The organism is Archangium violaceum, from assembly GCF_016859125.1.
Lineage (GTDB): Bacteria > Myxococcota > Myxococcia > Myxococcales > Myxococcaceae > Archangium > Archangium violaceum_A.
This window is the reverse complement of the sequence record NZ_CP069338.1, coordinates 6,734,364-6,759,610: the sequence shown is the minus strand read 5'-3', so window position 1 is coordinate 6,759,610 and position 25,247 is coordinate 6,734,364. Positions and strand designations below refer to the sequence as shown.

The window sequence follows — 25,247 nt, the reverse complement described above, 5'->3', positions numbered from 1 at the left end:
CACCATGCAGGCCCTGACCGTCTCTTCCCCCACGTCCTCGAAGACGCTCGCTCCGCGGTCCGTCCCCTCGTGGCTGGACACCGGGAGCTATCCGTTCGACCACCGGTACCTGGAGCTCCCACAGGGCCGCATGCACTACGTGGACGAGGGACGCGGCCCCACGGTGCTGTTCGTTCACGGCACCCCCACCTGGTCCTTCGAGTGGCGGCACCTGATCCAGGCGCTCTCCGCGACACACCGGTGCATTGCCCCGGACCTGCTGGGGTTCGGGCTCTCCGAGCGGCCCGAGCACTTCGACTACAGCCCCGAAGCCCACGCCCGGGCGCTGGCGGCCTTCGTGGACAGGCTGGGGCTCGAGGACTTCACACCCTGGTCGTGCATGACCATGGCGGTCCCATCGCGCTGCCGCTCGCCCTCGAGCATCCCGAGCGGGTGCGTCGGCTGGTCATCCTCAACTCGTGGATGTGGAGCTTCGAGCAGGAGCCGGACATGGTGCGCCGGGCACGGCTGGTGAGCGGCGCGCTGGGGCGCTTCCTCTACCGCCAGCTCAACTTCTCACTGAGATTGCTGATGCCTTCGGCCTACGGCGATCGGCGCAAGCTCACCCCGAGCATCCACCGCCAATACCTCGCGCCCTTTCAGGACAAACACGCGCGTGACCAGGTGCTCTGGGCGTTGGCGCGCGCGCTCACGGGCTCGAGCGCCTTTTACGCCGACCAATGGGAGCGCCGGCAGCGACTCCAGGGGAAGCCCGCGCTCATCCTCTGGGGCCTGCGGGACACCGCCTTCCAGCCTCCCATGCTCGAGCGCTGGAAGCAGGCCCTGCCCGAGGCCCGGGTGGTGAAGCTCGTGGACGCCGGCCACTGGCCTCACGAGGAGGAGCCCGAGGCCGTGCTCCAGGAGTTGCGTGCCTTTCTCGGGGCGTAGGCTCGACCTTCGATCAGGGCTGTGCGGGCAGCAGCAGTGCGTCCCGGACCTCCGCTGGCGGGTTCGCGCCGAGAGCCAGATAGATCTCGAACCACGCCAGATAGGAGCGCCAGGAAGGAGCACGCTGGTCGATGAGGGCTCGTCGCGCCTGGCCCAGACGCTTGGGCACGTCGAAAGGCACCTGCGTGTTCCCATCCGAGTGCAACTGCGCCGCGAACCCCTGTAACGCCCAGCCGAGCCAGCCCCTTCTGGGTCTTCTCACGGTAATGTCCGCGGGCGCCGGAGCGCGGATACGTACCGCATTCCGAAAACACCACAGGAGCCCGAAGACCATGGCGACGAAACAGAGAGGGCTGACGCCCATCGACGCATACCTGGCGGGACTGGAGGACCCGGCGGCGAAGAAGACGCTGGGGGCGCTGCACATGCAGCTCCGCAAGCTGCTCCCGGGGGCGGTCGAGACCATCAGCTACCGGATGCCCACCTTCAAGGTCGACGGGAACGCCGTGGCCGGCTTCGCCTTCTTCAAGACCCACTGCGGCTACTATCCCTTCAGCGGCAGCGTGGTGCCGGCGCTGAAGGCGCAGCTGGACGGCTACGCCACGTCGAAGAGCGGCGTGACCTTCCCGCCCGACAAGCCGCTCCCGGCGAAGCTGGTGAAGATGCTGGTGCAGGCACGGCTCGCGGAGATTGCCTCGAGCGGGAAGAAGCCCTCGGCCACGAAGAAGAAGGCGAACGCGAAGAAGGCGCTCGTCACCGACCGCGTGACCGACAGCGCCGTGAAGGAGGCGACCGGGCGGGACTGGAAGGGGTGGACACGCGTGCTGGACGCGGCAGGGGCAGGCGAGCTGAACCACAAGCAGCTCGTCGCCTACCTGGCCCGAGAGGTGGAGTCCACGTGGTGGCGGCAGTCCATTGCCGTGGCGTACGAGCAGGCCCGCGGCAAGCGGGTCGTGGGCGAGACGGCGGCCGCGGGCTTCCAGGTGGGCGTGGTGCGCACGCTGCCAATGAGTGCCCATGAGATGTGGGAGCGGGTTGCAACACAAGCGGAGCGATGGCTCGGTGCCGGCGCGAAGCTGACTCTCGAGCCGGGGGCGGGTTATGAGGTTCCCAAGCGCCGTGGAGCACCCGGCGTACGCGGCGAGGTCCGGGTGGTGAAGCCCGGGCAGCGCATCCGCATGACCTGGCAGCCAGACGGCTGGAAGAAACCCGCGACGCTACAGCTCACGCTGATGCCGAAGGCGCGAGGCGTCTCCTTCCACGTGCACATGGAGAAGCTGCCGGACGCGAAGGCCCGCGAGGCGATGCGCGAGCACTGGTCCAGGGTGCTCGAAGGCCTCGCGAAGGAGTGACGACGGATTCAAAAGAAAACCCCGGGTCGCATGTTGGCGCCCGGAGCCTGGTTCTTCGTTTCCACCGACGGCTGCCGTCACTCAGGATGGGGAGGTGTAGTTGTCGCTCCCCCTCAACGTCTGCTACAGGTGCGAGGCCCCATCGATGATGCGGGGATGATCCGTCTGGTAGCGCCTCATCCGTTCGATGGACTCACCCCGCAGGCTGTTGGCCCGTTCGGCGGACTCCTGCGAGTCATAGATGGCGACCACCATCGAACTGGTTTCCCCCGTGCGCAGAGCGTACATGTCCTTCGCCCCGGCGACCGCGCGGTGCTTCGGCAGCAGGGACTCCTTCAACAAGGACATCGCCTCGTCCGCATCCGCCTTGCTCTCATAGCCACCAAACGTGACCCGAGTGTACATGGCTCTCTCCTATGGGCGAACTCGCGATCTGACTGCTCCTACCTCACCGGGCACAGACTCCTCCCAGAGAATCTTTCGTGATCAAACAGGGTGCGCGACACGCTGGACCGGTCCGCCGCGAAGACATTGCGCCAGACGCTCCCTCGCGATGACCAGGAGCATGGGCAGCTCGCCTTTCAGCGGGTTGAAGCACTCGAGAACCACGTCCTGACGCTTCTTGTCCCAGGTCCAGCAGCCGACCACTTCCCCATCGGCCACGATACTCGCACGCGCTTCGCCAATGGCATTGAAGAGCCTCGAATAGTGACGCACGTCGACATACCGCGCCCTGCTCGCGGCATAACCCTTGAGGCTGGGATCCTCGTAGGCGAGCAGCCTCACCCAGGGTTCCCGCGGGAGCGAGGAATCGAGCATGGCTTCTCGCCCACGTCGACTCATCAGGAACGAACCCTCCAGGCCATCCACACGGACCCGGACCGCGTCCGATCCGAGGTGCGCGATACACCGCCGGATGACCCCCTGACTCAACCCCGACCACCAGCAAAGGTCCTCTTCCAGTGCAGGCCCGTAACCATCGATGTAGAAGCGGACGAGTTGCCGCTGCGCTTCCTCGGGCTCGATCGAGTCCAGGGAAAGTCCCGCGTAGTGTTGTCCGGTGTCCGCGTAGTAGCGCTCCTCCTGGCCCCAGTGCTCACTCTGGTTGAGGTAGCAGAGGCGTCCGCGCTCCCAGAGTTCCTTGATGGACGCACGCACCGCGGCAGTCAGCACGTCCTTTTCCAGACGGCAGCGACCTCGTACGAAAATCTCGATCTCTCGTGAGGAACGCTCCCGCCCCTGCACCGCGAGCATGACCGCGTCTTGCAACCGGCGAATCTGTCCTGGCGATAGCCCAAGCTTTCGATAGAGCCGGTCGCACTCCGCCACGCGGAACCCCAGGGTCGCCTGATGCACGACAGGGGCAAGGGCCAGCGGCACCGTGTGGAGCGTCTTGCGCATGCAGCGCAGCTTGATGAAGCGGCGCGCCACATGGAGCTCATGGCGGAGCCGCGGGACCGAGAAGTCGACGACCCTGTTGTGCAGTGCCACGAACGGAGTCTGGAGGCGCGCGGAGTGGACCCCCACCAATGTCTGTGCAACCTGCCCTATCTCCGGGGCCTGGGCCCCGGGGGTGACGTGCTGTCGCGCGAAGGAATAGTGCCGCAAGAGGGCAAGCGAGATTGTGTGCTCCATCACCGGCATTCTTCTCACACCCGAGCCCTACAGGCCATGGACGGCTTGCGGCTCCGGGAATCCCTTGACGTTGAATGCGCCCAGCGGTCGCAGCCGCATCTGGCATGCCTGCGCGAAGGAATTGGAGACCAGAACCGGCTCGCCCAGTTGTTCGCAGAGCGACTCGATGCGCCCAGCCAGATTGACGGCCAACCCGACCGCGGTGAAATCAAGTCGTGCGGGTGTCCCCAGTGCCCCATAGCACAGCTCACCAACACTCAGCGCGATGTCGAACCGGATGGGCCTCAATCCCCTCTCACGTCTTGTCTCATTGAGCCCGTCGACACACGCCATGGCATCCCGAGCCGCCAGGACGGCGGCCCCACAGGCTCCCGTCAGTCCCTCTTGATGCTGGCTCGCGCGGAAGGTGGCCAGCACCGCGTCTCCCAGGAAACGGATGATTTCTCCTCCATGGGCCTCGATGGCGCCCCCAACGCAGGCCAGATAGTCGTTCAGAAGCGCCACCATGCCTTCCGGAGACAGCACCTGACCATGCTCGGTGTAGGAGCGCAGGTCGCAATACCAGACGACGTCCTCAGCGGAGCTGACACCACCGGGGCGACCCAGCCCCTCCATGACCAGGCTTCCCGCGTAGCGCCCCATCCATATGGAGCACATGCTCCGCATGGCCGCACGAGGGAGGACGAGGCAGTCCGTGACACCGTATCTTCGAAGCCCCAGGGAAGGCCGTGACGCGCCTCCGGCCATCTCTCCCGCCCCGCGGAACCGACAGGGTTGCGCCTGCGCCAGGTCGAGTTTCTCCAAGCAGCGGGACAGCCAGGAAGCGAAACGCTCCGGAACGGGCAAACCCGGCGGCGCGCCCCAGGCATGCAACCTCGGCGCACCCCGTGGGGCTGCGCGAGCACGGAAGCAATCACCCACCGGAGTCGCAGCCCATGACGGAGGGCCTCCTTCCCGAACCCCTCCAACAAGCGGCCCGGGTCCTCGTGAAGAACGCCTTGGGTGAGACACCAGGAGGCCAGCTCGTAACCTTCCGGCGCGTGTGCGGGAGCATTTCCCGACGCCCCGATGTGCGGATCACCGTGGATCACGCCGCGCGCAAGCTGATGGAGACGTCGGACTTCGCCTGGGAGATGGTGGAGACCCTGGCCCGGAGCCCGGACGAGTACGTGGCCGGGAGCATCCTCGACCAGCACCCCGAGTTGCTCCCCGCCCGACTCCGCCCCCGCTATGCCGGAATCGTCCTCCAACTGGCCAGGCACCCGGAGGTGGACGTGCGACGCAACGCCATTCAGGCGCTGACCGCGTGGGCCCCGGGCTTCGAGGAGCAGGTGGCCCGGAGCACGGCGGCGTACCTCCAGGACCGCTCCGTCCGCGCCGGGTGGCGAGATGCCGTCAAGGCCCTGGTGTCGGTGACGCGCGACGGGACTGGCTTCGAGCGTGCTCGCCTCGGACCTGTCGCTGTGGCCCCCGGCCGCCCGGCTCCGAGTCCACCCCCTGGGCTGGGACGACGCGGCCGCGGTCGCGGATGTGGTACTCGGGCTCGCGGCGGAGACGCGCGAGGAGCCGCTCTTCGCCCAGATGCTGGCGTCCACGGTATCCGCCTATCACCGTGGCGGAGTGAGTCCCTCGGGGAGCTCACCAGGGGGAGTGGAGCAAGCGATTGGGCGAGCCCGTCGCGAGTGACTCCCGTTGGGCGAAGCGGGCCCGGTCCTCCCGAGCCCTCACACCGCCGCGCGAGGCCGAGACACGATGAACCACACGACGAGGCCCACCAACAGGAGCCATCCCGCACCGATGGCAAGGGACCGGAAGTGCGCATCGCGGGCCCTCGCGCGAGCGTCCTCCTCGATGAGGTGCCGCGCGGCGGTATTGCCCGGCTCCAGCGCGAGCGCCCGCTCCGCGTAGGCCACCCGAATCGACCGCGGGTGGCCGTCGATGCTGGCCATGTAGATCCGGGCGAGCTCCGGGCGGGTAGCCTCCCCCACTCGCGCCTCGATCCGCGCGAGCTGCATGTCCACATACCGATCCCTCCAGTTGGACAGGAGGAGCCGGGCCAGCTCCGTCAGCTCCGGGTCCAGGTCGGCCTCATGCTCGTGGCCGGAGCGTGGCACTTCGATGCCTTCGAGCGCCCTGTCCACCATGTCCAGGTTCCGCGCCCGGGTGGCCACCTGCGCGAACCGGGCATGGGCCACGGCGAGTTTCGCGCGCTGCTCGCGCCCCCGCGCCTCCTTCGCGGCCTTCCCCAGGAGCGCCAGCGCGGAGTCGAACAGTTCGTCGCGAACCGCGGCGTCGACGGCGTCCAGCGTCGCCTGGAGGGCGCCCATGCGCTCCGAGCGCAGGTGCTCATGGATGGCGCGCGCCAACGCCCCCGTGTCGGCGGCGTCCCCCCTCAGCCCCAGCTTCGAGGCCCGGGCCCGAAGCGGTGCCCGCACCACGCCGCTCCGAGCCACCAGAAGGGAGAGGACGGCATCTTCCAGCGGGCCCAGCTCCTCGCCCAGTGCCCCCACCAGCGCGACGTTCGTCTCCTTCTCCGGCATCGCGGAGAGACACATCCTCAGATCCACGCCCTCCACACGCGTCACGCCCAGCCCCAGGACGAGTGGCAGCGCGTCTGGAGTACGGCTCGCGCAGAGCACCCGGAGGGTCTCCGCCGCGGCGGGCCCACGCAGCACGTCCACGAGTTCCTCGGTCGTCCACTTGCGCAACAAGGCCCGCGCCGCGTTCCGCTGAGGGCCTTCCCGGTACGCCACCGTCACGAGCGCCGGGACGGCCAGCGCCGGCTGGAGGTCCCTCACCGCGTCCTCCACCACATGCTCCAGCGTCGCGCCCGAGGCGAACAGGTTCGTCATCGGGTGGTCGGGAAGCGCCTCGCGCAGCGCTTCGAGTGAGGGCCAGTACCAGGAGTAGTCCGGGCCGGACTCCAGCACGGAGAGCAGCAGGGGGACGTCCTCCCCCGTCCCGACGCGGCCCAGCAGGCGCAGTGCATACAACGGGGTGATGCCCTGGCCGAACGCCTCGGCGATGCCGAGGGGCCCGCCGGCCACCCACTTGCGCACCTCCTCGCGGACGAGCGTCGCGTCCGGCCCCAGCTCGGGGAGGATTTCCGCCGCCACGGCCAGGTCCACCCGTCCCTTGGAGTTGGACAGCATCAACAGGGTCCGGGTGAGGCCCTGCGTCCGCGCCGGGCTCGCCGCCACCCGGTAGCGCACCAGGGCAGCGGTGGGCCTCTCTTCGAGTGCCGGCAAGGGAGGCGCGTAGATGAAGTGCACCGTGGTCGGCCCGCGCGCATTGAAGATCTGCATGTAGTGCTCGCGCCTCACCACGTGTGTCGTCGAGTCCAACGTGAGGTAGCCCAACTCGAGGCTCACATCGAACAGCTCCAGGTCCAGGTGGTTGTCCACCTTGATGGCCTGCTCGTAGATGGGCTTGAACGGGCCGCGCGAGTGGTTCCGACTCAGGGACATCCGGCCCGAGACGTCCACGATGCGGACATACCCCTCGTCGACCTGCGTGTACCGGGAAGGCGCGCCGCTCTCCCCGTCGGCCCGGGTCACCGTTGGCGCGAGGAGGAGCAACACCGCGACGAGGAAGGGCCCACGCATCCCGCCAAGACTACCCGCCCGTCACCTCCCCCTCCAGGCCAGCCGTCCCAGCCCGTGCCCTTCGACCGCGCGCCAACAGTCGCGAGCGCTCCCGGTATGCTCCTGGCGCATGGCCCCGCCCCAAGAGCTCGAGTCCCGTATCCAGCCGTTGAGCGAGGCACTGACGTCGGAGCGTTCCTCCGGTGAAGTGCGCTTCTCCCTCGCGGCCCAGGGCGAGGACGAGACGGACCTGAAGGCGCTGGACGAGCGCGCGAAGGAACAGGAGTTCCGCCCCCTGGGCGACTCGTGGAGGCCCCTCTCGCGCGTGGAAGCGGAGGCCCTGCTGGGCCGGGTGCCGCACCTGGCTCTCGCCTATGACTCGGAGTCCCTGGAGCCAGAGCGGGCCCGGGAGCTCGTGGCGCGCTTCTGTGACCTCTTCGGGCCCGAGGGCCGCTTCTTCAGCAACGCCGATGCGACCACTCCCACTCGGGCGGCTGGTCCTGCAACCCCCTCACCTGGGCCACCTTGGATAATGGACGAGGACTGAGAATGAAGTGTTCCGTACGTCCGGCACCTCCCCTGCTCGTGAGGCCTTCCTCGCGACGGGCATTCTTGTTCTACCCTCTGGCACCGGCCATGGTCCGCGGGCGCTGCCATGGGAGCCATCAACCGGAAGAGGAAGCAAGACGATGAGCGTACGTGGCGAGTGGGTCGAGCTGGGCGATGGACTGCGGGGTTATTACGCACGCCCCGAGGGGGCAGGACAGTTCCCGTCCGTCGTGATCTACATCGAGGCCTATGGCCTCAACGATCATTTCAAGCGGCTGACCGAGCGCTTCGCCGATGCGGGCTTCGCCGCGGTGACGCCGGACCTCTATGACGGAGCCGTCTACGCGTACGACGATCTGCCCAACGCCATCGCTCACCTGAAGCGGATGGACGATGACACCGTCCTGGCGCGGACGGAGAGGGCGCTCGATTTCCTGGCGGCCCGGGAGGAAGCCGACTGGACCTCGGTCGCGGTGATCGGATTCTGCATGGGGGGGCGTTATGCGTTCCTCGCGAACGCCGCGCTGGCGTCGCGGTTCAAGGCGGCCGCCGCGTTCTATGGCGGCGGCATCGGCCCGGTCGAGGACGCCTTCGGCCGCAAGACCCTGCTCGATCGCGTGGGGGACATGCGGGCGCCGATTCAACTGTGGTACGGCGCGGAGGACCCCTTCATCCGGCCGGAAGAGCATGGGCGCATCGCCGAGGCATTGAGCAGGGCGGGCAAGCAATACACCCTGTCGGTGTTCTCCGGGGCCACCCACGGTTTCTTCTGCGAGGACCGGGAGAGCTACGACAAGGACGCCGCGCGGAAATCATGGCGTGCCACCACGGCGTTCTTCCACGAGCACCTGGGAGCCTGACGGCGCCAGCAGCACGGTTCACTCTCTCGCCCATCGTCCGGACATGACAACCCAGAAGCCGCAGATGCGGACGTGGTGGGCCGAGTGCGCCGCCGTCATCCGCCAATATGACGAGATGGAGTCCCGCCTCACGGCCTCCGTTAGCGAGCGGATGCTCGACCTGGCGGGCCGACGCTGGCGCGCGCCTGGTCGCACTCCTCGCAGTGCTCCTCCGGTGAACACAGGAACACGAGAGGATCCGACGCGAGCAGCCCGACCGCCGTGGCGACGATGTCCCGTGAATCGCACAGCCGCGCCCGGGCGTGGCCCACGAGGCCCTCGTGCTGCAACGCGCGCGCGCGCAGCGGCTCGTCGAGCAGGTTGAAGCCCCGGCAGCAATGGTCGGTCTCGGGGATCATCACGGTTCGTACGGCACCGTCCACCTCGACGACGCAGGGATGCTCGACGGAGTAGGGCACGCCCGCGAGGGCCTCCGCCAGGTGCAACGTCGTGTTCTCGCTGTGACCCACGCCGAGGAGCAACACCTGTCCGGCGAGGTCATGTACGCGGCCCACCGGGCTGTCCGGGCCGTGCGGGGGCGACAGGGGCTGGGGTGCGCAGATGCGCTCGGCCATCGGACCCACGGCCGCGAACGAGCCACCCGGATGCGTGCTGCGCCGTACACCCGGCTGTCTCCAGAACAGCTCGGCGGTGATGCCCATGTCGCAGGTTGGCGTCGACGCGGGGTCGAAGACCGTCTCGCCGTCGGTCATCGTCGGCATGACCAGCGTGCCCTCCTCCCCGAGCGCGGACCTCAGTGCGTCAATCAGCCCCAGCGGGCCTCCTTCGATGGGCCGCACCGCCCTGAACGACGTGTGGACGAGCAGCACACCACCCGGGCGTACGCCCAATGCCCGAAGCTGGGCGACCACCTGAGCGACTCTCATTTCCGTCATCGCGTTGCTCCATCCGCTGGCTCCGGGGCCAGTGCGTTGGAACTCTACGATGTCGGCCCGCCCCGGTGTCGGGCCACCGCCGGTGTCGGCGTGCCATGGAGGAATCACTCGAGCAGCGCGCTCACGCTCGGCGCTACGGGTGGACGGGGCGGGGCATCCGGTTGAAAGGCAAGAGCCCGCTCCGGGCCAGGACAGGCGCAGCGGAAGAAGAAGAATGAAGAGGCGCTCGCAGCAGGACTCGGCGTCGCCATTCCGGCGGATGACCGACTGCCTGCCCCCGGCGGTGCCTCTCGGTTAGATTCGGCCCCGATGAATACACGTGAACGAGTCGTGAGAAAGGGACCTTTCCCCATCAAGGTCCGTATCCTCGAAGTGCTCCGGACAACCCGCATCACTCCGAACATGGTGCGGGTGACACTCGGAGGAAAAGACCTGGAGGGCTTCCGGAGCGAGGGCGCGGACGACCATGTCCGGGTATTCTTCCCGGCCGAGGGTGAGCGGATGCCCGTCGTTCCGACTGGAATGGGGCCTCGGGGCCTGGAGTTTCCGCCGGACAAGCCGCGGCCGGCGCTGCGCGATTACACGCCCCGGCGCCATGATCCGGTCGCGGGGGAACTGGACATCGACTTCGTCATCCACGGCGCGGGGCCCGGCTCCACGTGGGCGGCCCAGGCGAAGCCGGGTGACATGCTGGGTATCGCCGGCCCACGTGGCTCGATGGTGGTCACCTATGACTTCGACTGGTACCTCTTCGTCGGAGACGAGACCGCGCTTCCCGCCCTTGCCCGCCGGCTCGAGGAGTTGCCCGCGGGGGCCCGTGTCATCGCCTTCGTCGAGGTCCCCGACGCCTCCGCGCGGGTGCCGCTCCAGACCCGGGCCCAATTGGACCTGACCTGGCTGTACCGGGAAGGAGCCAGACCCGGCTCGACGAACCTCCTGGAGAAGGCCGTTCGTGAGTTGTCCTTTCCGCCGGGCGACTACTTCGCCTGGGGCGCGGGGGAGTCCACCGTCATGCGCACGTTGCGCCTGCACCTGCTCAACGAGCGGGGCATGAACAAGGCGTGGATGAGCGTCACGGGGTACTGGAAGCGGGGCGTGTCGGACCACGACCACGACGAGGAGTGAGCGCCCTTCCGGCTCATCCGAAGAGTCCCTGAACCGAGTGAACCGAGCTGGCGTCGCGGGCTTTCGTGAGCGCGCGGCGTCAGCTTCTTCCGCTTGCTCATGTAGACGCCTCTGGGAAAGCGGGGCTTTCCTCCAGCGCTCCGAGCGGCTATGGCATCGGGACTCCATGAGTACTCCGTCCGTGCCGCTATCCATCGAGGCCCGACAGGCCGAGTTCGAGCATTGGATCCACCAACAGATCGTCTCCGCCTCCCGCTGGGGCTTCGGGTGGATCTTCACCGGGATGGCCTTCATCCTGGTGGGTGGGCAGAGCTTCCTGAAGCAGATCGACATGGGAGAGCGACTCGAGGCCATGGCGTTTCCCGGACACCTTCCGCTCTGGGGACTCATGGCCATCGTGTTCGGGGTGCTCCAGCTCATACGCGCACCGCGGTACTACAGGCGGCTGCGGCGCATCGTGGCCGCGAGACGGCCGGTGACGATGTACATGACGATCCGCATCGAGAAGAGTTCCGACTCGACCCATGAGTACGCGGATCTGCGCCTGGAACGGAACCGGACAGCGCCCACCCCGGACATCGTGGTCTCTCTCGCGACGCCCCCCTGGCCCGGGGGAAGCGCGCGGATCAAGGAGACGCCCAGGGACCAGCGAGTCCAGGTCCACGGAGCGCAAGCACGCGGTCCGGTGGTCATCGAGACCGAGTGGGGCTTCTTCTGGCCATCCAGCGACTTCTCGACGAAGTACCCCTGACCCGGCCGCGCTACAAACGCGGGGAGGTTGCCAGCCCCACGGAGACATTACCGCGAAGGTAGTCGCCACTAGCGAGGGCGCGTGTACCGTCGGCGGCTGTACCACCTCCCGCCGGAACCGCTCCCATTCCTTCTCCACGTGCACCTCCTGGTTCGTGGCCCGGAGGCCTGAGCAATTTTACCAAGCCCCCCTGCTCCCCTGAGGCGCCCCTGCTGGCGGGACGGCCAGGGCCGACGTGTGCCCCAAGGGGGCTGCGCGGTGAGTGCACCTCGTCCATCGCCTCGCGCCGTCTCTAGACGGGCCCGGACGCTTCGTACGTATCAATTTCAACATGACGATGACCGGCGGGTGGGAGGAGCGAGACGTGGCACGGAATACGGGACCTCGGGGCAGGGTATGCCGCCGGTTGGGGATGGGTGCGCACGTCCACGCTCACGCCGCCCCTCGAAGCATGAGAGGCGTGCGGTGCGGAGACTTCCAGCGGAGATGGGAGACAACCCCGCCTCACTGCTGGCGAAGGCGAGCAAGGTGGGGAGCGCATCGGACCACGCTCGCTGCCGCATCCCCGAGGGGAGCACGCCTGGGCAGGCGTCGCCTGCCCGTCCCGTCACGGCGGTTGAAACGCGGTGGGCCGCGGGGGACCCACGCCGTCGAAGTCGGAGCCGAGGCCCACGTGGCCGATGTGCTCGGCCACGTCCTCCACCTTGCCGGGAAGGTGTCAAAGGTCTACCTGGACGGACAGGTGGAGCTGCTCCTCGCCCAGCATCTCCCGGGACAGCAGCCGGAAGTCCTGCTCGGGCAGTTCGAAGTGGCCACGGCGGAAGATGTAACCCCAGCGCCGCACGTCCTCGATGAAGCTCAACCGCCCGAGCAACGGGCGGATGGGCACCTCGCGGCACGGGAGGAAGGCCACCGCCCGACGGAAGGGTTTGAAGCCTCCACCCATCTCCACCTGCTCCACCGGTGCCTCTTCCACGCGGCCGATGGCCGTGAAGGCCTGGCAGGGCTCCTCACCCTCGAAGTGCCTCCGCGGCGAGTAGTAGATGACCCAATCCCCCGGAGCCACGCGGCGCAGCGGCGCGGCCTTCCCGTGGCAGGCCTGCGCGAAGCCCCCCTCCACGCCCGTGCGCACGTGGTCGCACGAGGCCACCGCCACCCAATAGCGCCGCTCCCTCACGGAACACTCCTTGCGTGCACGGAGACCACCTCATAGAGGTGCGGCTCGAACTTCTGGACCAGTGCCGCCGCGGCCCGCATGTGATGCTGCGCCTCCGGGTTGCGCAGCATGGCCTCGAAGTGCTCACGGCTCGCCCACTGCGCGTAGTTGGCCACACGAGTGCCATCCAGGCCCCGGTGGATGTTCGCCGAGACGAAGCCCGGCAGGTGCCGCATCACCTGCTCCGTCGCGTTCTCCAGCAGCTTCACCAGCTCCGCCTGCCGTTCGGGCTCCACGGCGAAAACGTTGATGAGGGTGCACAGCCCACTGCCGGGCTCGATGCTCGTGGTGGTCACTTCCATGTGGTTAGCCTCCTAATCATCTGGTCAAAAAAAAGAGACTCAGGGGTCCCGGACGTGGGGAATTCCGGCGGCGACCTTCGCGAGCAGTCGGGTGAGGTGCTGGCGCTCCTCGGTGGACAGGCCCGCCATCAGCGCGGCCGTGCGGCGATAGTGGTCCAGGAGGATTCCCTCCAGCCGCTGGCGCCCCTTGGCCGACAGCCGCACCAACGACATGCGCCCATCCTCCGCGTGCGCCCTCCGCAGGATGAGGCCCTCCTTCTCCAGCCCGTCCAGCAGGCCCGTTACCGTCGCGCGCGTCACCCCCGTGCGCTCGGCCAGCTCCGCCGGGCGCAGCTCCTCCTCCCGCTGCAACGTCATGAGGACGATGAAGCGCGCCTGCGACAGGCCATGCCGCGCGAAGTGCGTCCCGTAGGCCGCCTCCACGTCTCCCGAGACCCGCAGCAGGGCGAGGCACGTCTCCACGGCCGACACATCCGACCCCGGGTAGCGCTCCGCATCCTTCTGGAGGGCCTCGTGCTCCGGGAGCTGTTTCAGTTCGAGAGCCATCTGATTAGGAGCCTAACCATCTGGACGCCGGCGAGCAACGGAAAACACGGCGCCTGGGAGGGCGGCCTGGGCAGGCGTGTGCAGCCTGCCTACCCGACCCGAGCACCTCGAGCGCGGCCCGCGGCCCGAAGGGAGCGAGGCCGCGTGCCGCCCCGCTCCCTCCCCCTCGCGGTTGCCTAATGAGAGCGCACGTCGCTGGCCGTGGGCTGGGCCTTCTGATGCAGGATGGGAGGTTCCCCCTGCCTTCTAGAATCCACCCACCTCCTGAAACCCAGCGTGGCGAGCGCCATGAGCGTGCAATAGGCAACCAGCGGCCATGCCGTGTCGCCAGGCAAGAGAACCACCAGTGCCGTCCCCACCGCACCGACGATGAGGCTTTCGATGCAGTAATAGAGGGCGGTCGCCGTGCCGGCGACATGGCCAAAGTCCTGGAGTGCGCCATTCGCCGTCACCGAACAGGTGAAGACGATGCCAATCGCGATGAGCCACATCGGTGGGATGAAGACCCAGAAGGACGGAGCGGCGGTCAGCTCCCCAGTCGCCAGGAGTGCCGCCCCCAGGAGCAACAGTCCCATCCCACGAACGAGGCTCCCGGCACTCCCCCACCGCGCCACGAACAGCCTGGCAAACCGTGTCGTCGCGATCATGACGAGCGCCACCGTGGCGAACACAAGGCTGAAGCCGAGCTGCGAAAAGCCGACTCGATCGATGAGGACACGGGGTGCCGTCGAGAAGAAGACGAAGAACGCGCCCATCGCCGCGCTGAACCCGAGCGTGTAGCTCCAGAAAGGAAGGTCGGTGAGAATCGGCCCGAACGCCACATGCGGCCTGATTCCGTTCAGGGGCCTCGTTTCGTTCCACTTCGGCAACGCATTCAGCGCGGCGATACCAACGAGGACACCCAGCAGGATGAAGTTGGCACGCCAGCTGAGATGATCGGAAATCAGGGCGCCGAGGACCGGTCCCAGTGCCGGCACGAACGCCAGCATCGAACCGAACAGGCTGTAGATGACCGCTCCTTCCGGGCGATCCGCATAGACATCGCGCACCGTCGCGAAGGTGGCAACGAGTGCCGCTGCCGCCCCCAGGGCTTGGAGGATACGAAGGCTCACGAAGGCCGCCGCGGACGTGGTGCCAGCAAGCAGGAAGGAGGCAATGCCAAACAGGACCGCACCGCCGAAGAGGACGGGGCGGCGCCCCATCCTGTCGGAGATCGGCCCGAACACGAGTTGCCCCGCGCCCAGGACGACCATGTAGAGGCTCAGCGTCAACTGAACGACCTCGGGCGAGGTGGCGAGAATGGCCGGCATTTCCGGCACCACCGGCAGATAGAGGTCCATGGCCATCGACGCCAGCAGGTCGAATGGGGCCATCAACAGCAGTGCAACAGAAAGCGAATGAGTCCAGACTGGACGGTTTTTTTGAGGCATGACGATATACCCGCGCAAATGAGGGACATTTGGCGGCGATCTGCCTCTCCAGGACGTTACTCGTGGATGTCTAAAGCAGATGGCCGCAACAACGACTTCCGTTGTTGTTGCGGCTCAATGGTCTGCGGACTTAGCGCTATCCATGTCGATACCCCGGTGATGAGCGCATCGTCCCCCATCATGGCGAATGAAGCAACATCCACCTGTGTCGAGGGCGCTCCAGCGCGGGTCTGCTGTCGCAAGGCACGTCGCGGCCCTGGAAGAGGGTTTTTGGGGAGAGAATCAGCGGGGTCCGCCGCTTCATCCAGAGGCGCCGGTGAATACCCGCACGAGGAACCATGATGGGCATGCCGATGGAAGTTGCCGACCCCTACGGGCTGCTGAGCCCCGAGCGGAGACAGAACCCCTATCCCTTCTATGCCCGGCTGCTGCGTGAGGCGCCCGTGCACTTCAGCGAGCCGTGGGAGGCCTGGGTGGTGACGCGCCACGCGGATGTGAACGCGGGCTTCCGCGACATGCGCCTGTCATCGGTCCGGACGGGCATGTTCTCCCAGGGGATGCCCGAGGAGGTCCTCCGGAAGCTGGAGCCGATGGGCCGCAACATGGCCTCGTGGCTGCTCTTCCATGATGCGCCCTCGCATACGCGCCTGCGCTCGCTCATCAACAAGGCCTTCACGCCGCGCATGGTGGAGGCGCTGCGTCCTCGCATCCAGGCGCTGGTGGAGGAGTTGCTGGACGCGGCGAGGGGCAAGGAGCGGATGGAGGTCATCTCCGAGCTGGCCAACCCGCTGCCCGTCATCGTCATTGGCGAGATGTTGGGGCTGCCGCGGGAGGACCGGTACCGGCTCAAGAAGTGGTCGGACAAGCTGGCGAGCCTCATCGGCACCGGCCGTCCGACGCTGGCGGAGGTGGAGGGGGCGCTGGGAGCCATCCTCGAATTCGAGGACTACTTCCGGCCGCTCCTCGCCCGGCGGCGCACCCAGCCGGGCAATGACCTGTTGAGCGCGCTGGTGCAGGCGGAGGAGCAGGGCAACCTGATGAGCGAGCAGGAGGTGCTGTCCACCTGCACCCTGGTGCTCTTCGCGGGTCATGAGACGACCACGAACCTGATTGGCAACGGGCTGCTGGCGCTGCTGCGCCACCCGGACCAGTGGGAGCTGCTGCGAGGCGCGCCGGAGCTGCTACCGGACGCGGTGGAGGAACTGCTGCGCTACGACTCGCCGGTGCAGTTCACGAACCGCGTGGCGGCGGTGGACCTGGAGTTCGGAGGCCACACCTTCCGCAAGGGGGATCGGGTGATACTGATGATAGCGGCGGCGAACCGGGATCCGGCGCACTTCCCGGAGCCGGACCGGCTGGACGTGCGGCGCGAGCAGCTGCGTCACCAGGGCTTCGGCATGGGCCCGCACTACTGCGTGGGCGCGGCGCTGGCACGCGTGGAGGCACAGGAGACCTTCGCCGCGCTGCTGCGCCGCTTCCCCCGAATGCAGGTGGCTCCAGGGGTCTTGCCGGAGTTCGTGGACAACGTGGGCTTCCGCGGGCTCCAGTCGCTGCCGGTGGTCCTCGAGCCCGCGGCCTGAGAGGGGACCGCCGCCGAGCAGGGGCAGCCCGAGAGGGCCGGGGGGATACGGGGGGAGTGGAGGCGGGGACCGCCCCGGGTGGTGCGCGCGCGAGCATAAAGCCAGAGAAGGTGTCAAAGGACGCGAACACCCTCCCCCGCCTGGGATGGTAGCGGCGGAGGAAGCCGGACGAGTGGGAGCGGTTGCTGGAGCAGCTCCCCACCCCGGAGCGGCATCCCACCGCCTGAGCCTCGTCCGGCTCCGGACCGCCGGTCCTCGTTCAGCGCGTGTAGCGCTGCACGGTGGAGACCGCGGTGCTGGAGGTGGAGCCGCCCGTCACCAGCACCTCACCCGTGTGCAGCATCGTCGCGGCATGGCCCTGGAGCGGCGCCGACAGCGCGCCCGCGGACATCCACGCGTCCGTGGACGGATCATACAGGTAGGCCTGTCCGCCCGCGGTCGTCACCAGCACCTCGCCCGAGTAGAGCATCGTCGCGCTGACGGCCGAGGCCCCGCCCGGGAGGATGGCGCCCGGGGTCCAGATGTAGCCGCTGTACGGGTCATGGATGTCGACCACGTCGTGGCCTCCGCCGATGATCAACACCTTGCCCGAGTAGAGCCGGACGGCGAGGTGGCCGGAGCGCGCCCGCGGCATGCTCGTGACGAAGGTCGTCCAGGTGTTCGTGGCCGGGTCGTACTCCATCGCCTCCCGGCGCGCGCTCGAGGCCGAGGTGCCACCCGTCACCAGCACCTTGCCCGAGTAGAGCTCCGTCGCGGTGTGGCCCGCGCGAGCCAGGGGCATGGGGGCGGCCGGGCTCCACTCGTTCTTCTCCGGATCGTACACGTCCACGGAGCTCGTCTCACCGGTGGTGGAGTGGCCACCCACCACCAGCACCTTGCCCGAGCCGAGCACGGTCATCGTGTGGTTGCCGCGAGGCTGGCTCATGGTGCCCGCGGACGTCCACGTGCCCGTGGCCGGGTCGAACACCTCCGCGGTATTGCTCCAGCCCGCGTTGCTCAACCCACCCGTCACCAGCACCTTGCCCGAGGGCAGCGAGGTGGCGGCATGCAGGGTGCGAGGGAAGAGGGGCGCGCTCGTGAGCGCCGACACGTCGAGGTAGGGGTTGTACACCTCCGCCGAGGCGCCGCTCACCACCAGCACGTCTCCCGTGCCGTTGAGGAGGGTCGCGGTGTGGCCGGAGCGCGCGTAGGTCAGGTTGCCGTTGGCGGCCCAGGTGCCCGCCTGCTCCTGCGTCCGGGTCACCGAGACCACGATGTTGGGCGCCGTGGTGCTGGTGAAGAAGTCCGGGTACGTCGCGACGAAGTACTTGCCGCCGAAGGACGTCTCCTCGGGGAAGTTGCCGCCCTTCTCGCCCTGGACCTCGAGGGTGGTGCCATCGCTCTGCAGGGACAGTTCCCCGTCGACATAGCTGGGGCGGGATTCGAAGTGCGACTGGAGGGTCACGGAGCGCACCACCGCCAGGGTGTCCGGCGCCAGGTGACGGATCTCCAGCCACGAGCCAGCGGAGCCGCTCGGCGAGTACCGGTTCGTGTATCCGACGGCGACCCCCAGGTCATTGGCGGCGAGGGAGAGATGGGGTGGGGCGTAGCCGCCCGGGAGCTCCACGCTCGCCGCGCCCCACGGGCACGAGGCCGAGGCCTGCCGGGTGATGACGGGCACGTACGTGGGCGGATAGGGAGGGGCGATCTCCCTGTACGAGAGGGTGAAGGTGCACCCGCGCGAGACACCGGTGGTCAGCGCGGCGGCGCTCGTGACGAGCTTGCTCGGGTTTTCAGCGGTGGGTCCGCCACAGGCCGGCATCAAGAGGGCGACGGCGAGGGAGGAGACGAGTTTCACGGTTCGCATACGGTGTGGATCCTGTCGGGATGCTGCGCCAACGACGGCCGTGCGCAGCGGCCCCTACTTTCCGCTTTTCTAACTATTTCGTCTATTTGTATTTTTCCCGGAACATCGGACTTCAACCCCTCCCTCCTCCGCGAGCACCCGTGGGGAGACCATGAAGCGTTGGTCTGCGCCCTCGAGCGAGTGCGGAGCCGAAGCCGCAAGACAGTTCCTTGAATTCCCAGTGATGATGGCCACTGCCCGATGGGTAGCCAATACCTTGCCACCCTCCTGGAGGGCATGAACTTCGAGGAGCGCCAACACGACGCTGACATGTCATGAGTCTCCAATGACGCGTCAGCCCCCATGTCGGAAAACACCAGGGAGCAAGGCTCCTTCGTACATTCCACTCGTTGTCCCTGGCACACTTCATGCTCAGGGGCTCAGCGACAGGATCCCCTGTTCCACCCACGTTTCCATGCCGTGAGTCTCTCCTTCATCCACGAGGGAGACCGCGAGCACTGTCGCCGTTTATGCGAACGAAAACTCTATTCCTGGTGTCGTCCTCTCATCTGGAAATCTGCGATTTCTCCTTCAAGTACCAATCCCATGCCAGGATTCGCATCGTCCTCCTGGAGTATGCGAATCGGCTCGAGCGGATACCGCCGCATGTCCGCGAGCACATCGACCACTTCCATGTCTGTGAGAAGGAGGAGCCCGACAATCCCCGTTCCGGATTGAGCGTCAGCTCGACTGCCGCAGCCATTCAGGCGGAGCGCTCTCACCGTCCCAGCGACGAGTACCACCTCCACACCTTCTCCGAGCTCGACAACTACCTGGTCAGCAAGCTGCGCGAAGCCCTCAAGATTCCTGGCACCGGGCCGGAGATGCTCCTGCCGTTCCGAGACAAGAAGCTCATGAAGCAACGGGTGCTCCAGGCGGGCCTGCGGACCCCCCGCTTCGAGCCGCTCGACGTCAGGCACCTGGAGTCCGAGGTGGATTCCTACTTCTCGGACCTGCGCCGCGCCTACGGCATTCCCTTCGTCTGCAAGCCCATCCATGCCGCGGACGGCACCGGGGTGCACATCGTCAAGCGCCTCGAGGACTTCCGGCGCGTGCGGCAGCACCTCCAGCGCTTCGACTCCGTCTTCGAGATCGAAGAGTTCATCCAGGGAATACCCTACCATTGCGACTTCCTGCTCCGTGGGGGGCGAGGTCGTGTTCTCCGGATGCGGGGAGTATTTCTTTCCCAACGCCGAGGCCTCCCGGGGGAAGCTCATCGGCAGCATCATCCTACCGCCGCAGCACCCTGAAACGCTGACACTGACCTCATTTGGCAGCCAGTGCCTCGCGGCCCTGGGCCATGGGGACGGCGCGGTCCACATGGAGGTCCTCAAGACGCACTCCGGTGAGCTGCTCCTCCTGGAGGCCGGAGCCCGGCCGCCGGGAGTGGACGCCTGCAGCGCCTACGAGAACGCGACCGGTGTGAATCTGCTCTCCCTGGCGCTGAAACTCGAGCTGGGGCTCGATTTCTCCGTCCCCAAACCTGCCCAGCGCTCGGCCTTCTGGGGGCACATCCCGGTTCGCCAAGGCGAGGTGTCCGAGGTCGCCCGGCCCGTCACCCGGGGGAGGCTGAACCTCGCCCTGAGCGTCAAGCAGGGGGACGTGCTCGAGAGCAGCTCCTCCTACCCGAAATCCATGGGGAAGTTCATCGCCCATGGCAGGGACTTCGAGAGTCTTCAGCGGGACTTCCGGCACCTGAAGCACTTCCCCTTCGTCACGATGAAGGAGGACCGCCTCACCCGGAAGCAGATCGGCGTGATCGGCGCCGGGCTCATGGGCACGTCCATCGTGGTCCAGCTGCTGGACCGCATCCTGGAGAGGCGGCTCGACAACGTCGACATCACCCTCTTCGAGCGAGCCCGGAGGTTCGGCCCCGGGCTCGCCTACTCCACGACATCCGACTCGAGCCTGACCAATACCCCGGCCGGGATGATGTCGATCTACCCCCAGGATGACAGCCATTTCATCGCCTGGACCCGAGCCAACCAGGCGCGGCTGGCTGGTGAGTTTGGCGCCCTCTTCCCCGTCACGGAGAACGCCTTTGTTCCCCGGAGGCTCTTCGGACTCTATCTGGAGGAGCAGCTGGCATCCGCCCGGGAGAGAGCCGAGCGTGCCGGCGTCGTCCTGCGCTTCATTCCCAGCGAGGTCGTCGACATCCACGTCAACAACCCGGAGGAGTGTGTGCTGGAGACGGCGGAGGGGGAGCGGTATCACGCCACGGACGTCGTCTTCGCGATCGGAAACCAACCCACGCAGAACTTCACCCACCTGGAGCGCTACGAGAACTACTTCTCCTCGCCCTACCCGGAGCACCTGCTGCAAGAGCGCATCGACCGGAACGCGCGGGTCCTGGTGCTTGGCTCCCGCCTGAGCGCCATCGACGCCGTGCTGACCCTGGCCAGTTCCGGGCACCGCAACAGAATCACCGTCGCGTCGAGGGAGGGACTCTTCCCCGCCGTCCGCAGCCACATGGACAAGAATCACACCTCCCTGAACCCGGAGGCCCTCCTCAACCGGATCCAGAACCAGGGCCAGCACCCCATCCAGGCCTATCTTCAGGCCCTGCACCTGGCCCTGGAGGAGATCTATGGACGCCCCCTTCCGGACGACTTCCTCGAGCCCTCCGCGAAGGACGGGAGGAGCGAGCTCCAACGCGCCTTCGAGCAGAACGGGGACAACCTGGCTCACTGGCAGAAGCTGGTCATGTCCATGCTCGAGTGCATGGAGACGATCTGGCCGTTCTTGAGCATCGAGGAGAAGGAGTCGTTTCCAGCGAACGAGTACAAGAAGCTGCTCCGGTACATCGCCGCGATCCCAGCCGTGAACGCACGCAAGTTGCTGGAGTTGTTCACCTGCCGCCGTCTGGAGATACACGCCCGGTTCCAGTCGGTGGAGTATGACGAGCGCTCCGGCCGCTTCATCGCTACCTACGCGAACCGCTCCCCGGAGTCCTTCGAAGTGGTCATCAACGCCACGGGAACGGGCCGGAGCCTCCTGAAGTCCAGCTGGCCCCTGGTCCCCACCATCAGCAAGCGCGACGTCTTCGAGTTCAATACCTCCGAGCACTTCTCGGTCCACCGGGAGACGCTGCGGGTGAGGACGAAGTCACCGATGTCCACGCGCTTCTACGCGCCCGCGACGTGCTGCCGGGGGGAGTTCGCCATCACCAACTTCATTGGCATCTGCCTCATGCACTCCAAGCTCGTGGTCGACGACCTCCTCGGGCAGCCGGGCAGAAGCACATGAGCATGCTCCATCAGCGCCTGGGCCTGGTGCTGAACGTCTCGCGCCGACGTCGAATCACTCGATGTCGGCGACGACGGCCGGCTTGTGGCGGGCCCGGTTTCGCCAGACCGCACAGGAGGGTGGCTCCGATGTAGGTCCACAGGTCATGGCCGCGCCTGGGAATCCAGTCGCCCCGACCCAACCCCTCGCCTCGAAACGGCGAAAATCCAGTCAGAGGGACGGCTGCGCCCGCTGCAGCAGGGCCTCCACCTGGCGCTGGAGGACCTGCAGTTGCTGGAGCTTCTCCCTCAGCGCCTCGCGCATCTCGAGCTGGTCGGTGTGGAGGATCTCGTCGTGCAGATCCTCGGTGCTTTCGGCCAGGCAGGAGTGGAGGAGATCGACCTGCTGCGGGGAGAGCTCCAGGACCATGGGACACCTCTCTGTCATCGGAACAGCGAGAGCATTCCTCCCCCACACCCGAGGGAGCGGGTGCGAACGCGCGCGTCAGGCCCACCCAGGGGCCGATGCTGCTGCTCCTGATGCCTGGCGCGCAGGCGGTCGCGGAACACGATGAAGCGTAACACGCGCTCGTCCACCGCGCCGGGGCCCTGTCCGACATCTCCTGGCGAGGTGTTCGGTGTCCTACGTCAGCGGCTCGAGCCGCTGCCGGGGGGCCGCGCGTCCGTCCGGCGCGCACCACCACCGGCCAGGTCCGTCCCGATCCGCCCCGTATCCAGCCGGGACCCCGAGGCACCGCTCGGCCGCTTGGGGAGGAACCATGGTGCGAACTGCCGCTCGCGGTGCGGCGCCTCGGCCTCGAGGCGCCGCACGGAAGCGCTGACTACCTGAGCGCGATGAGGGAGGCCACGAGCAGCGACACGACGCTCATGACCTTGATGAGGATGGCAACGCCAGGACCCGAGGTGTCCTTGAACGGGTCACCCACCATGTCGCCGACGACGGCGGCCTTGTGGACGAGCGAGCCCTTCGCGTGGCCCGGCAGCTTGCCCTTCTCGATGTACTTCTTGGCGTTGTCCCACGCGCCACCCGCGTTGGCCATGTAGAGCGCCATCGTGGCGCCGACGACGAGCGCGCCGGCCAGGAGGCCCGCCAGCGCCCCGGGCCCCAACAGGAAGCCCACCAGCGGCGGGGCGACGACGGCGATGAGGCCCGGGAAGATCATCTCGCGCAGGGCGCTCTTGGTCGAGATGTCGACGATCTTCTTGGGGTCCGGATCGGCCTTGAGCTCCATCAGCCCCGGAATCTCGCGGAACTGGCGGCCGATCTCCTCGACGATGGCGCCCGCCGCGCGGCCCACGGCGAGCATCGTCGAGGCGCCCACCAGGAACGGGAGGATGGAGCCCAGCAGCATGCCCACGATGACGTTCGGGTTGGTCAGCAGCAGGCTCATCTCCGGCATTCCGGCGGCGACGCGCGTGTGGTTGACCTCGAGGTTGAACGCCGAGAAGAGCGCGATGACGGTGAGCGTCGCCGAACCAATGGCGAAGCCCTTGCCGATGGCCGCCGTGGTGTTGCCCACCGCGTCCAGCTCGTCGGTGATGGCGCGCACTTCGGGGCCGAGCCCCGACATCTCGGAGATGCCGCCCGCGTTGTCCGAGATGGGGCCGTAGGCGTCCACCGTCATCACGACGGCCGTGCCACCCAGCATGCCCACGGCCGACAGCGCGATGCCGTACAGGCCGAGCGCCCGGTCCGCGATGTAGGCCACCAAGGCGATGGTGGCCATGGAGATTCCCACGCTCTCCATGCCGACGGCGAGGCCGCGGATGAGGTTGGTGCCCGCGCCCGTGATGGAGGACTCCGCGATGCGCTGCACCGGCGTGGACGAGGTGTAGTAGTCCGTGACGAGGCCGATGATGGCACCACCGAAGGCGCCCGCGGCCAGCGCCACGGTGATCGACTGGGAGAGGCCGAACACCTGCATCATCACGAACGACAGCCCCACCAGGATGACGGGGGGCAGGATGAGGGCGCTGCGCAGGACCTGCGCGGGGTTCATGTGCTTGAGGGCGCGCGCGATGAAGATGCTCAGCACGCTGACCACCAGGCCCACCGCGGACAGCACGAGCGGGAGCACCACGCCCGCCACCTTCGCGCTCCCAATCGCCGAGGGGTCCACCACGAGGCGGGAGAGCTCCGACGCATTGGCCGTCAGCGCGATCGCCATCGCGGCGACGAGGGCGGCCACCATGGACTCGTAGATGTCGGCGCCCATGCCGGCCACGTCACCCACGTTGTCGCCCACGTTGTCGGCGATGACGCCGGGATTGCGCGGGTCGTCCTCGGGGATGTTCTCGATGACCTTGCCGGCGATGTCGGAGCCTACGTCGGCGGCCTTGGTGTAGATGCCGCCGCCCACACGCGCGAAGAGCGCGATGGAGCTCGCCCCCACGGCGAAGGAGTGGAGGATGGAGGAGAGATGCTCACTCCCCTTGAACGCGTAGTAGACGCCGCCCATCCCGATCAGGCCCAGGCCGGCGACGGCGAGCCCCATCACGGCGCCGCCGTCGAGGGCGACCAGGAGCGCGTTCGGCTTCGAGCCGGTGCGCGCGGCCTGCGCGGTGCGCACGTTCGCGTAGGTCGCGGCCTTCATGCCGATATAGCCCGCGAGCAGCGAGAGGAACGCGCCCAGCACGAAGCTCGCGCTCGCCACCCAACCCAGCAGAAAGCCGATGATCACCGCGATGACCGCGCAGTAGACCGCGAGCACCTTGTACTCTCGGACGAGGAACGCCATCGCGCCTTCACGGATGTAGCCCGCGATGCGGTTCATCGTCGCGTCACCGTCCGGGAGCGACTTGACGCGGAAGTAGAAGAACGCAGCGAAGAGCAGCCCCACGGCGCCGATGACGCCCGGTGCGACTGCCCAGAAATTCGACTCGAGACTCGACAACTCCATCGATCCTCCAGAGCAGTACCGGGGGCCTGCCCTCCGGGTCGCTCGTGTGCCGCAAAATTTGTACGGAGGGCCTATACGGGATTTCAGAGCAAGAGCGTAGGAGGAACAGGCGGTCTTTTCGTGCGCCTGCCCGGCCAACTCGTTGCGAATCCGGCCGCACTCGCGGTATGAGCCGGGCGCCGCACGCCCCCTCCCCTCCCCGTCTTCTCGCCTCCGGGGCGGACTCCTCCCTCGCCCCCCTCAGCCCGCGGTGACCCTTGCGCGGGAGTCAGCTTCGGCGCCGTTTCCGGCAGTCCCAGGCGCCGTGCCTCAGGCTGGCTCTCACGCCACTCGGCTCCCCCCGGTGGGGGCAGAGCCGAAGCCACAAGAGGCGTATTGTATTAGGAGAGATTGGGGCACTGTTAAGGACAGCGGGTGCGTGCCGA

The 25,247-nt window shown here is 67.5% G+C and carries 23 protein-coding genes and 1 pseudogene; 10 read left to right on the top strand and 14 right to left on the bottom strand.

Features of this window, described 5'->3' with window-relative positions; genetic code table 11:
• Positions 1–4: 4 nt before the first annotated feature.
• A pseudogene (locus JQX13_RS56510) lies at positions 5–927 on the top strand (alpha/beta fold hydrolase).
• A gap of 13 nt (positions 928–940) precedes the next feature.
• Here JQX13_RS56510 and JQX13_RS29020 read toward each other — a convergent pair.
• Positions 941–1,189, bottom strand: coding sequence for a hypothetical protein (locus JQX13_RS29020; protein WP_239013915.1), 249 nt, complete (start codon positions 1,187–1,189; stop codon positions 941–943).
• 70 nt (positions 1,190–1,259) lie between these two features.
• On the opposite strand from JQX13_RS29020, the gene JQX13_RS29015 reads away from it, so the two are divergent.
• Positions 1,260–2,279, top strand: a complete 1,020-nt coding sequence (locus JQX13_RS29015) for an SRPBCC domain-containing protein (RefSeq protein ID WP_239013914.1) — start codon at positions 1,260–1,262, stop codon at positions 2,277–2,279.
• Between the two features lie 123 nt (positions 2,280–2,402).
• Here JQX13_RS29015 and JQX13_RS29010 read toward each other — a convergent pair whose 3' ends face one another.
• The 3 genes from JQX13_RS29010 to JQX13_RS29000 all read right to left on the bottom strand — a co-directional run bounded on the left by JQX13_RS29010 (position 2,403) and on the right by JQX13_RS29000 (position 4,529).
• Complete coding sequence (locus JQX13_RS29010) at positions 2,403–2,684, bottom strand: hypothetical protein (RefSeq protein WP_203402729.1); 282 nt, start codon at positions 2,682–2,684, stop codon at positions 2,403–2,405.
• Between the two features lie 81 nt (positions 2,685–2,765).
• On the bottom strand, positions 2,766–3,914 hold the full coding sequence (locus tag JQX13_RS29005) for a DNA glycosylase AlkZ-like family protein (RefSeq protein WP_203402728.1): 1,149 nt from the start codon (positions 3,912–3,914) through the stop codon (positions 2,766–2,768).
• 27 nt (positions 3,915–3,941) lie between these two features.
• Positions 3,942–4,529: an adenylate/guanylate cyclase domain-containing protein gene (locus JQX13_RS29000; protein WP_203402727.1), complete on the bottom strand. Its 588-nt coding sequence runs from the start codon at positions 4,527–4,529 to the stop codon at positions 3,942–3,944.
• Positions 4,530–5,354: 825 nt separating this feature from the next.
• Here JQX13_RS29000 and JQX13_RS28995 point away from each other — a divergent pair.
• Complete coding sequence (locus JQX13_RS28995) at positions 5,355–5,600, top strand: hypothetical protein (RefSeq protein WP_203402726.1); 246 nt, start codon at positions 5,355–5,357, stop codon at positions 5,598–5,600.
• 38 nt (positions 5,601–5,638) lie between these two features.
• Here JQX13_RS28995 and JQX13_RS28990 read toward each other — a convergent pair whose 3' ends face one another.
• The gene (locus JQX13_RS28990; protein WP_203402725.1) at positions 5,639–7,519 is read right to left on the bottom strand and encodes a hypothetical protein; all 1,881 of its coding nucleotides are present in this window, start codon (positions 7,517–7,519) and stop codon (positions 5,639–5,641) included.
• A 109-nt stretch (positions 7,520–7,628) separates the two neighbouring features.
• Here JQX13_RS28990 and JQX13_RS28985 point away from each other — a divergent pair, with 109 nt between their 5' ends.
• Complete coding sequence (locus JQX13_RS28985) at positions 7,629–8,045, top strand: hypothetical protein (protein ID WP_203402724.1); 417 nt, start codon at positions 7,629–7,631, stop codon at positions 8,043–8,045.
• 142 nt (positions 8,046–8,187) lie between these two features.
• Positions 8,188–8,907 (top strand): dienelactone hydrolase family protein, encoded by a 720-nt coding sequence (locus tag JQX13_RS28980; protein WP_203402723.1) that lies wholly within the window; start codon positions 8,188–8,190, stop codon positions 8,905–8,907.
• A gap of 140 nt (positions 8,908–9,047) precedes the next feature.
• Here JQX13_RS28980 and JQX13_RS28975 read toward each other — a convergent pair whose 3' ends face one another.
• Positions 9,048–9,842: an AAC(3) family N-acetyltransferase gene (locus JQX13_RS28975; RefSeq protein ID WP_203402722.1), complete on the bottom strand. Its 795-nt coding sequence runs from the start codon at positions 9,840–9,842 to the stop codon at positions 9,048–9,050.
• 330 nt (positions 9,843–10,172) lie between these two features.
• Here JQX13_RS28975 and JQX13_RS28970 point away from each other — a divergent pair, with 330 nt between their 5' ends.
• Positions 10,173–10,967 carry a siderophore-interacting protein gene (locus tag JQX13_RS28970; RefSeq protein ID WP_343211018.1) on the top strand — a complete coding sequence of 265 codons (795 nt, stop codon included), beginning with the start codon at positions 10,173–10,175 and terminating at the stop codon, positions 10,965–10,967.
• Positions 10,968–11,133: 166 nt separating this feature from the next.
• Positions 11,134–11,718 carry a hypothetical protein gene (locus JQX13_RS28965; protein WP_203402720.1) on the top strand — a complete coding sequence of 195 codons (585 nt, stop codon included), beginning with the start codon at positions 11,134–11,136 and terminating at the stop codon, positions 11,716–11,718.
• A gap of 718 nt (positions 11,719–12,436) precedes the next feature.
• Here the strand turns inward: JQX13_RS28965 and JQX13_RS28960 are convergent.
• From JQX13_RS28960 to cml, 4 genes are all read right to left on the bottom strand, one after another.
• Positions 12,437–12,895, bottom strand: a complete 459-nt coding sequence (locus JQX13_RS28960; protein WP_203402719.1) for an EVE domain-containing protein — start codon at positions 12,893–12,895, stop codon at positions 12,437–12,439.
• Positions 12,892–13,236 carry an antibiotic biosynthesis monooxygenase family protein gene (locus tag JQX13_RS28955; RefSeq protein WP_203402718.1) on the bottom strand — a complete coding sequence of 115 codons (345 nt, stop codon included), beginning with the start codon at positions 13,234–13,236 and terminating at the stop codon, positions 12,892–12,894. The genes JQX13_RS28960 and JQX13_RS28955 overlap by 4 nt, the downstream gene beginning before the upstream one ends.
• A gap of 39 nt (positions 13,237–13,275) precedes the next feature.
• Positions 13,276–13,782 (bottom strand): MarR family winged helix-turn-helix transcriptional regulator, encoded by a 507-nt coding sequence (locus JQX13_RS28950; protein ID WP_203402717.1) that lies wholly within the window; start codon positions 13,780–13,782, stop codon positions 13,276–13,278.
• A 176-nt stretch (positions 13,783–13,958) separates the two neighbouring features.
• Positions 13,959–15,212 (bottom strand): CmlA/FloR family chloramphenicol efflux MFS transporter, encoded by a 1,254-nt coding sequence (cml, locus tag JQX13_RS28945; protein WP_203402716.1) that lies wholly within the window; start codon positions 15,210–15,212, stop codon positions 13,959–13,961.
• Between the two features lie 347 nt (positions 15,213–15,559).
• Here cml and JQX13_RS28940 point away from each other — a divergent pair, with 347 nt between their 5' ends.
• Complete coding sequence (locus tag JQX13_RS28940; protein WP_203402715.1) at positions 15,560–16,792, top strand: cytochrome P450; 1,233 nt, start codon at positions 15,560–15,562, stop codon at positions 16,790–16,792.
• A gap of 259 nt (positions 16,793–17,051) precedes the next feature.
• On the opposite strand, the gene JQX13_RS28935 is transcribed toward JQX13_RS28940, so the two are convergent.
• A complete protein-coding gene (locus tag JQX13_RS28935) occupies positions 17,052–18,638 on the bottom strand; it encodes a Kelch repeat-containing protein (RefSeq protein ID WP_203402714.1) in 1,587 nt (528 codons plus the stop codon).
• A 533-nt stretch (positions 18,639–19,171) separates the two neighbouring features.
• On the opposite strand from JQX13_RS28935, the gene JQX13_RS28930 reads away from it, so the two are divergent.
• Both JQX13_RS28930 and JQX13_RS28925 read left to right on the top strand, forming a co-directional pair.
• Complete coding sequence (locus JQX13_RS28930; protein WP_203402713.1) at positions 19,172–19,927, top strand: hypothetical protein; 756 nt, start codon at positions 19,172–19,174, stop codon at positions 19,925–19,927.
• Positions 19,833–21,923: an FAD/NAD(P)-binding protein gene (locus JQX13_RS28925; RefSeq protein ID WP_203402712.1), complete on the top strand. Its 2,091-nt coding sequence runs from the start codon at positions 19,833–19,835 to the stop codon at positions 21,921–21,923. The genes JQX13_RS28930 and JQX13_RS28925 overlap by 95 nt, the downstream gene beginning before the upstream one ends.
• A 210-nt stretch (positions 21,924–22,133) precedes the next feature.
• Here JQX13_RS28925 and JQX13_RS28920 read toward each other — a convergent pair whose 3' ends face one another.
• The 3 genes from JQX13_RS28920 to JQX13_RS28910 form a co-directional block, all read right to left on the bottom strand.
• Positions 22,134–22,331, bottom strand: a complete 198-nt coding sequence (locus JQX13_RS28920) for a hypothetical protein (protein WP_203402711.1) — start codon at positions 22,329–22,331, stop codon at positions 22,134–22,136.
• Positions 22,332–22,549: 218 nt separating this feature from the next.
• Positions 22,550–22,732, bottom strand: coding sequence for a hypothetical protein (locus JQX13_RS28915; RefSeq protein ID WP_203402710.1), 183 nt, complete (start codon positions 22,730–22,732; stop codon positions 22,550–22,552).
• A gap of 11 nt (positions 22,733–22,743) precedes the next feature.
• A complete protein-coding gene (locus JQX13_RS28910) occupies positions 22,744–24,822 on the bottom strand; it encodes a sodium-translocating pyrophosphatase (RefSeq protein ID WP_203402709.1) in 2,079 nt (692 codons plus the stop codon).
• Positions 24,823–25,247 lie beyond the last annotated feature (425 nt).

Bases quoted from the DNA above. Each gene is read 5' to 3' on its own strand.
- JQX13_RS29005 (WP_203402728.1), bottom strand. From the start codon at position 3,914: ATGGAGCACACAATCTCGCTTGCCCTCTTGCGGCACTATTCCTTCGCG.
- JQX13_RS28955 (WP_203402718.1), bottom strand. From the start codon at position 13,236: ATGGAAGTGACCACCACGAGCATCGAGCCCGGCAGTGGGCTGTGCACC.
- JQX13_RS28920 (WP_203402711.1), bottom strand. From the start codon at position 22,331: ATGGTCCTGGAGCTCTCCCCGCAGCAGGTCGATCTCCTCCACTCCTGC.
- JQX13_RS28940 (WP_203402715.1), top strand. From the start codon at position 15,560: ATGCCGATGGAAGTTGCCGACCCCTACGGGCTGCTGAGCCCCGAGCGG.
- JQX13_RS29015 (WP_239013914.1), top strand. From the start codon at position 1,260: ATGGCGACGAAACAGAGAGGGCTGACGCCCATCGACGCATACCTGGCG.
- JQX13_RS28950 (WP_203402717.1), bottom strand. From the start codon at position 13,782: ATGGCTCTCGAACTGAAACAGCTCCCGGAGCACGAGGCCCTCCAGAAG.
- JQX13_RS28985 (WP_203402724.1), top strand. From the start codon at position 7,629: ATGGCCCCGCCCCAAGAGCTCGAGTCCCGTATCCAGCCGTTGAGCGAG.
- JQX13_RS28980 (WP_203402723.1), top strand. From the start codon at position 8,188: ATGAGCGTACGTGGCGAGTGGGTCGAGCTGGGCGATGGACTGCGGGGT.
- cml (WP_203402716.1), bottom strand. From the start codon at position 15,212: ATGCCTCAAAAAAACCGTCCAGTCTGGACTCATTCGCTTTCTGTTGCA.
- JQX13_RS28990 (WP_203402725.1), bottom strand. From the start codon at position 7,519: ATGCGTGGGCCCTTCCTCGTCGCGGTGTTGCTCCTCCTCGCGCCAACG.
- JQX13_RS29010 (WP_203402729.1), bottom strand. From the start codon at position 2,684: ATGTACACTCGGGTCACGTTTGGTGGCTATGAGAGCAAGGCGGATGCG.
- JQX13_RS28910 (WP_203402709.1), bottom strand. From the start codon at position 24,822: ATGGAGTTGTCGAGTCTCGAGTCGAATTTCTGGGCAGTCGCACCGGGC.
- JQX13_RS28975 (WP_203402722.1), bottom strand. From the start codon at position 9,842: ATGACGGAAATGAGAGTCGCTCAGGTGGTCGCCCAGCTTCGGGCATTG.
- JQX13_RS28965 (WP_203402720.1), top strand. From the start codon at position 11,134: ATGAGTACTCCGTCCGTGCCGCTATCCATCGAGGCCCGACAGGCCGAG.
- JQX13_RS28935 (WP_203402714.1), bottom strand. From the start codon at position 18,638: ATGCGAACCGTGAAACTCGTCTCCTCCCTCGCCGTCGCCCTCTTGATG.
- JQX13_RS29000 (WP_203402727.1), bottom strand. From the start codon at position 4,529: ATGGAGGGGCTGGGTCGCCCCGGTGGTGTCAGCTCCGCTGAGGACGTC.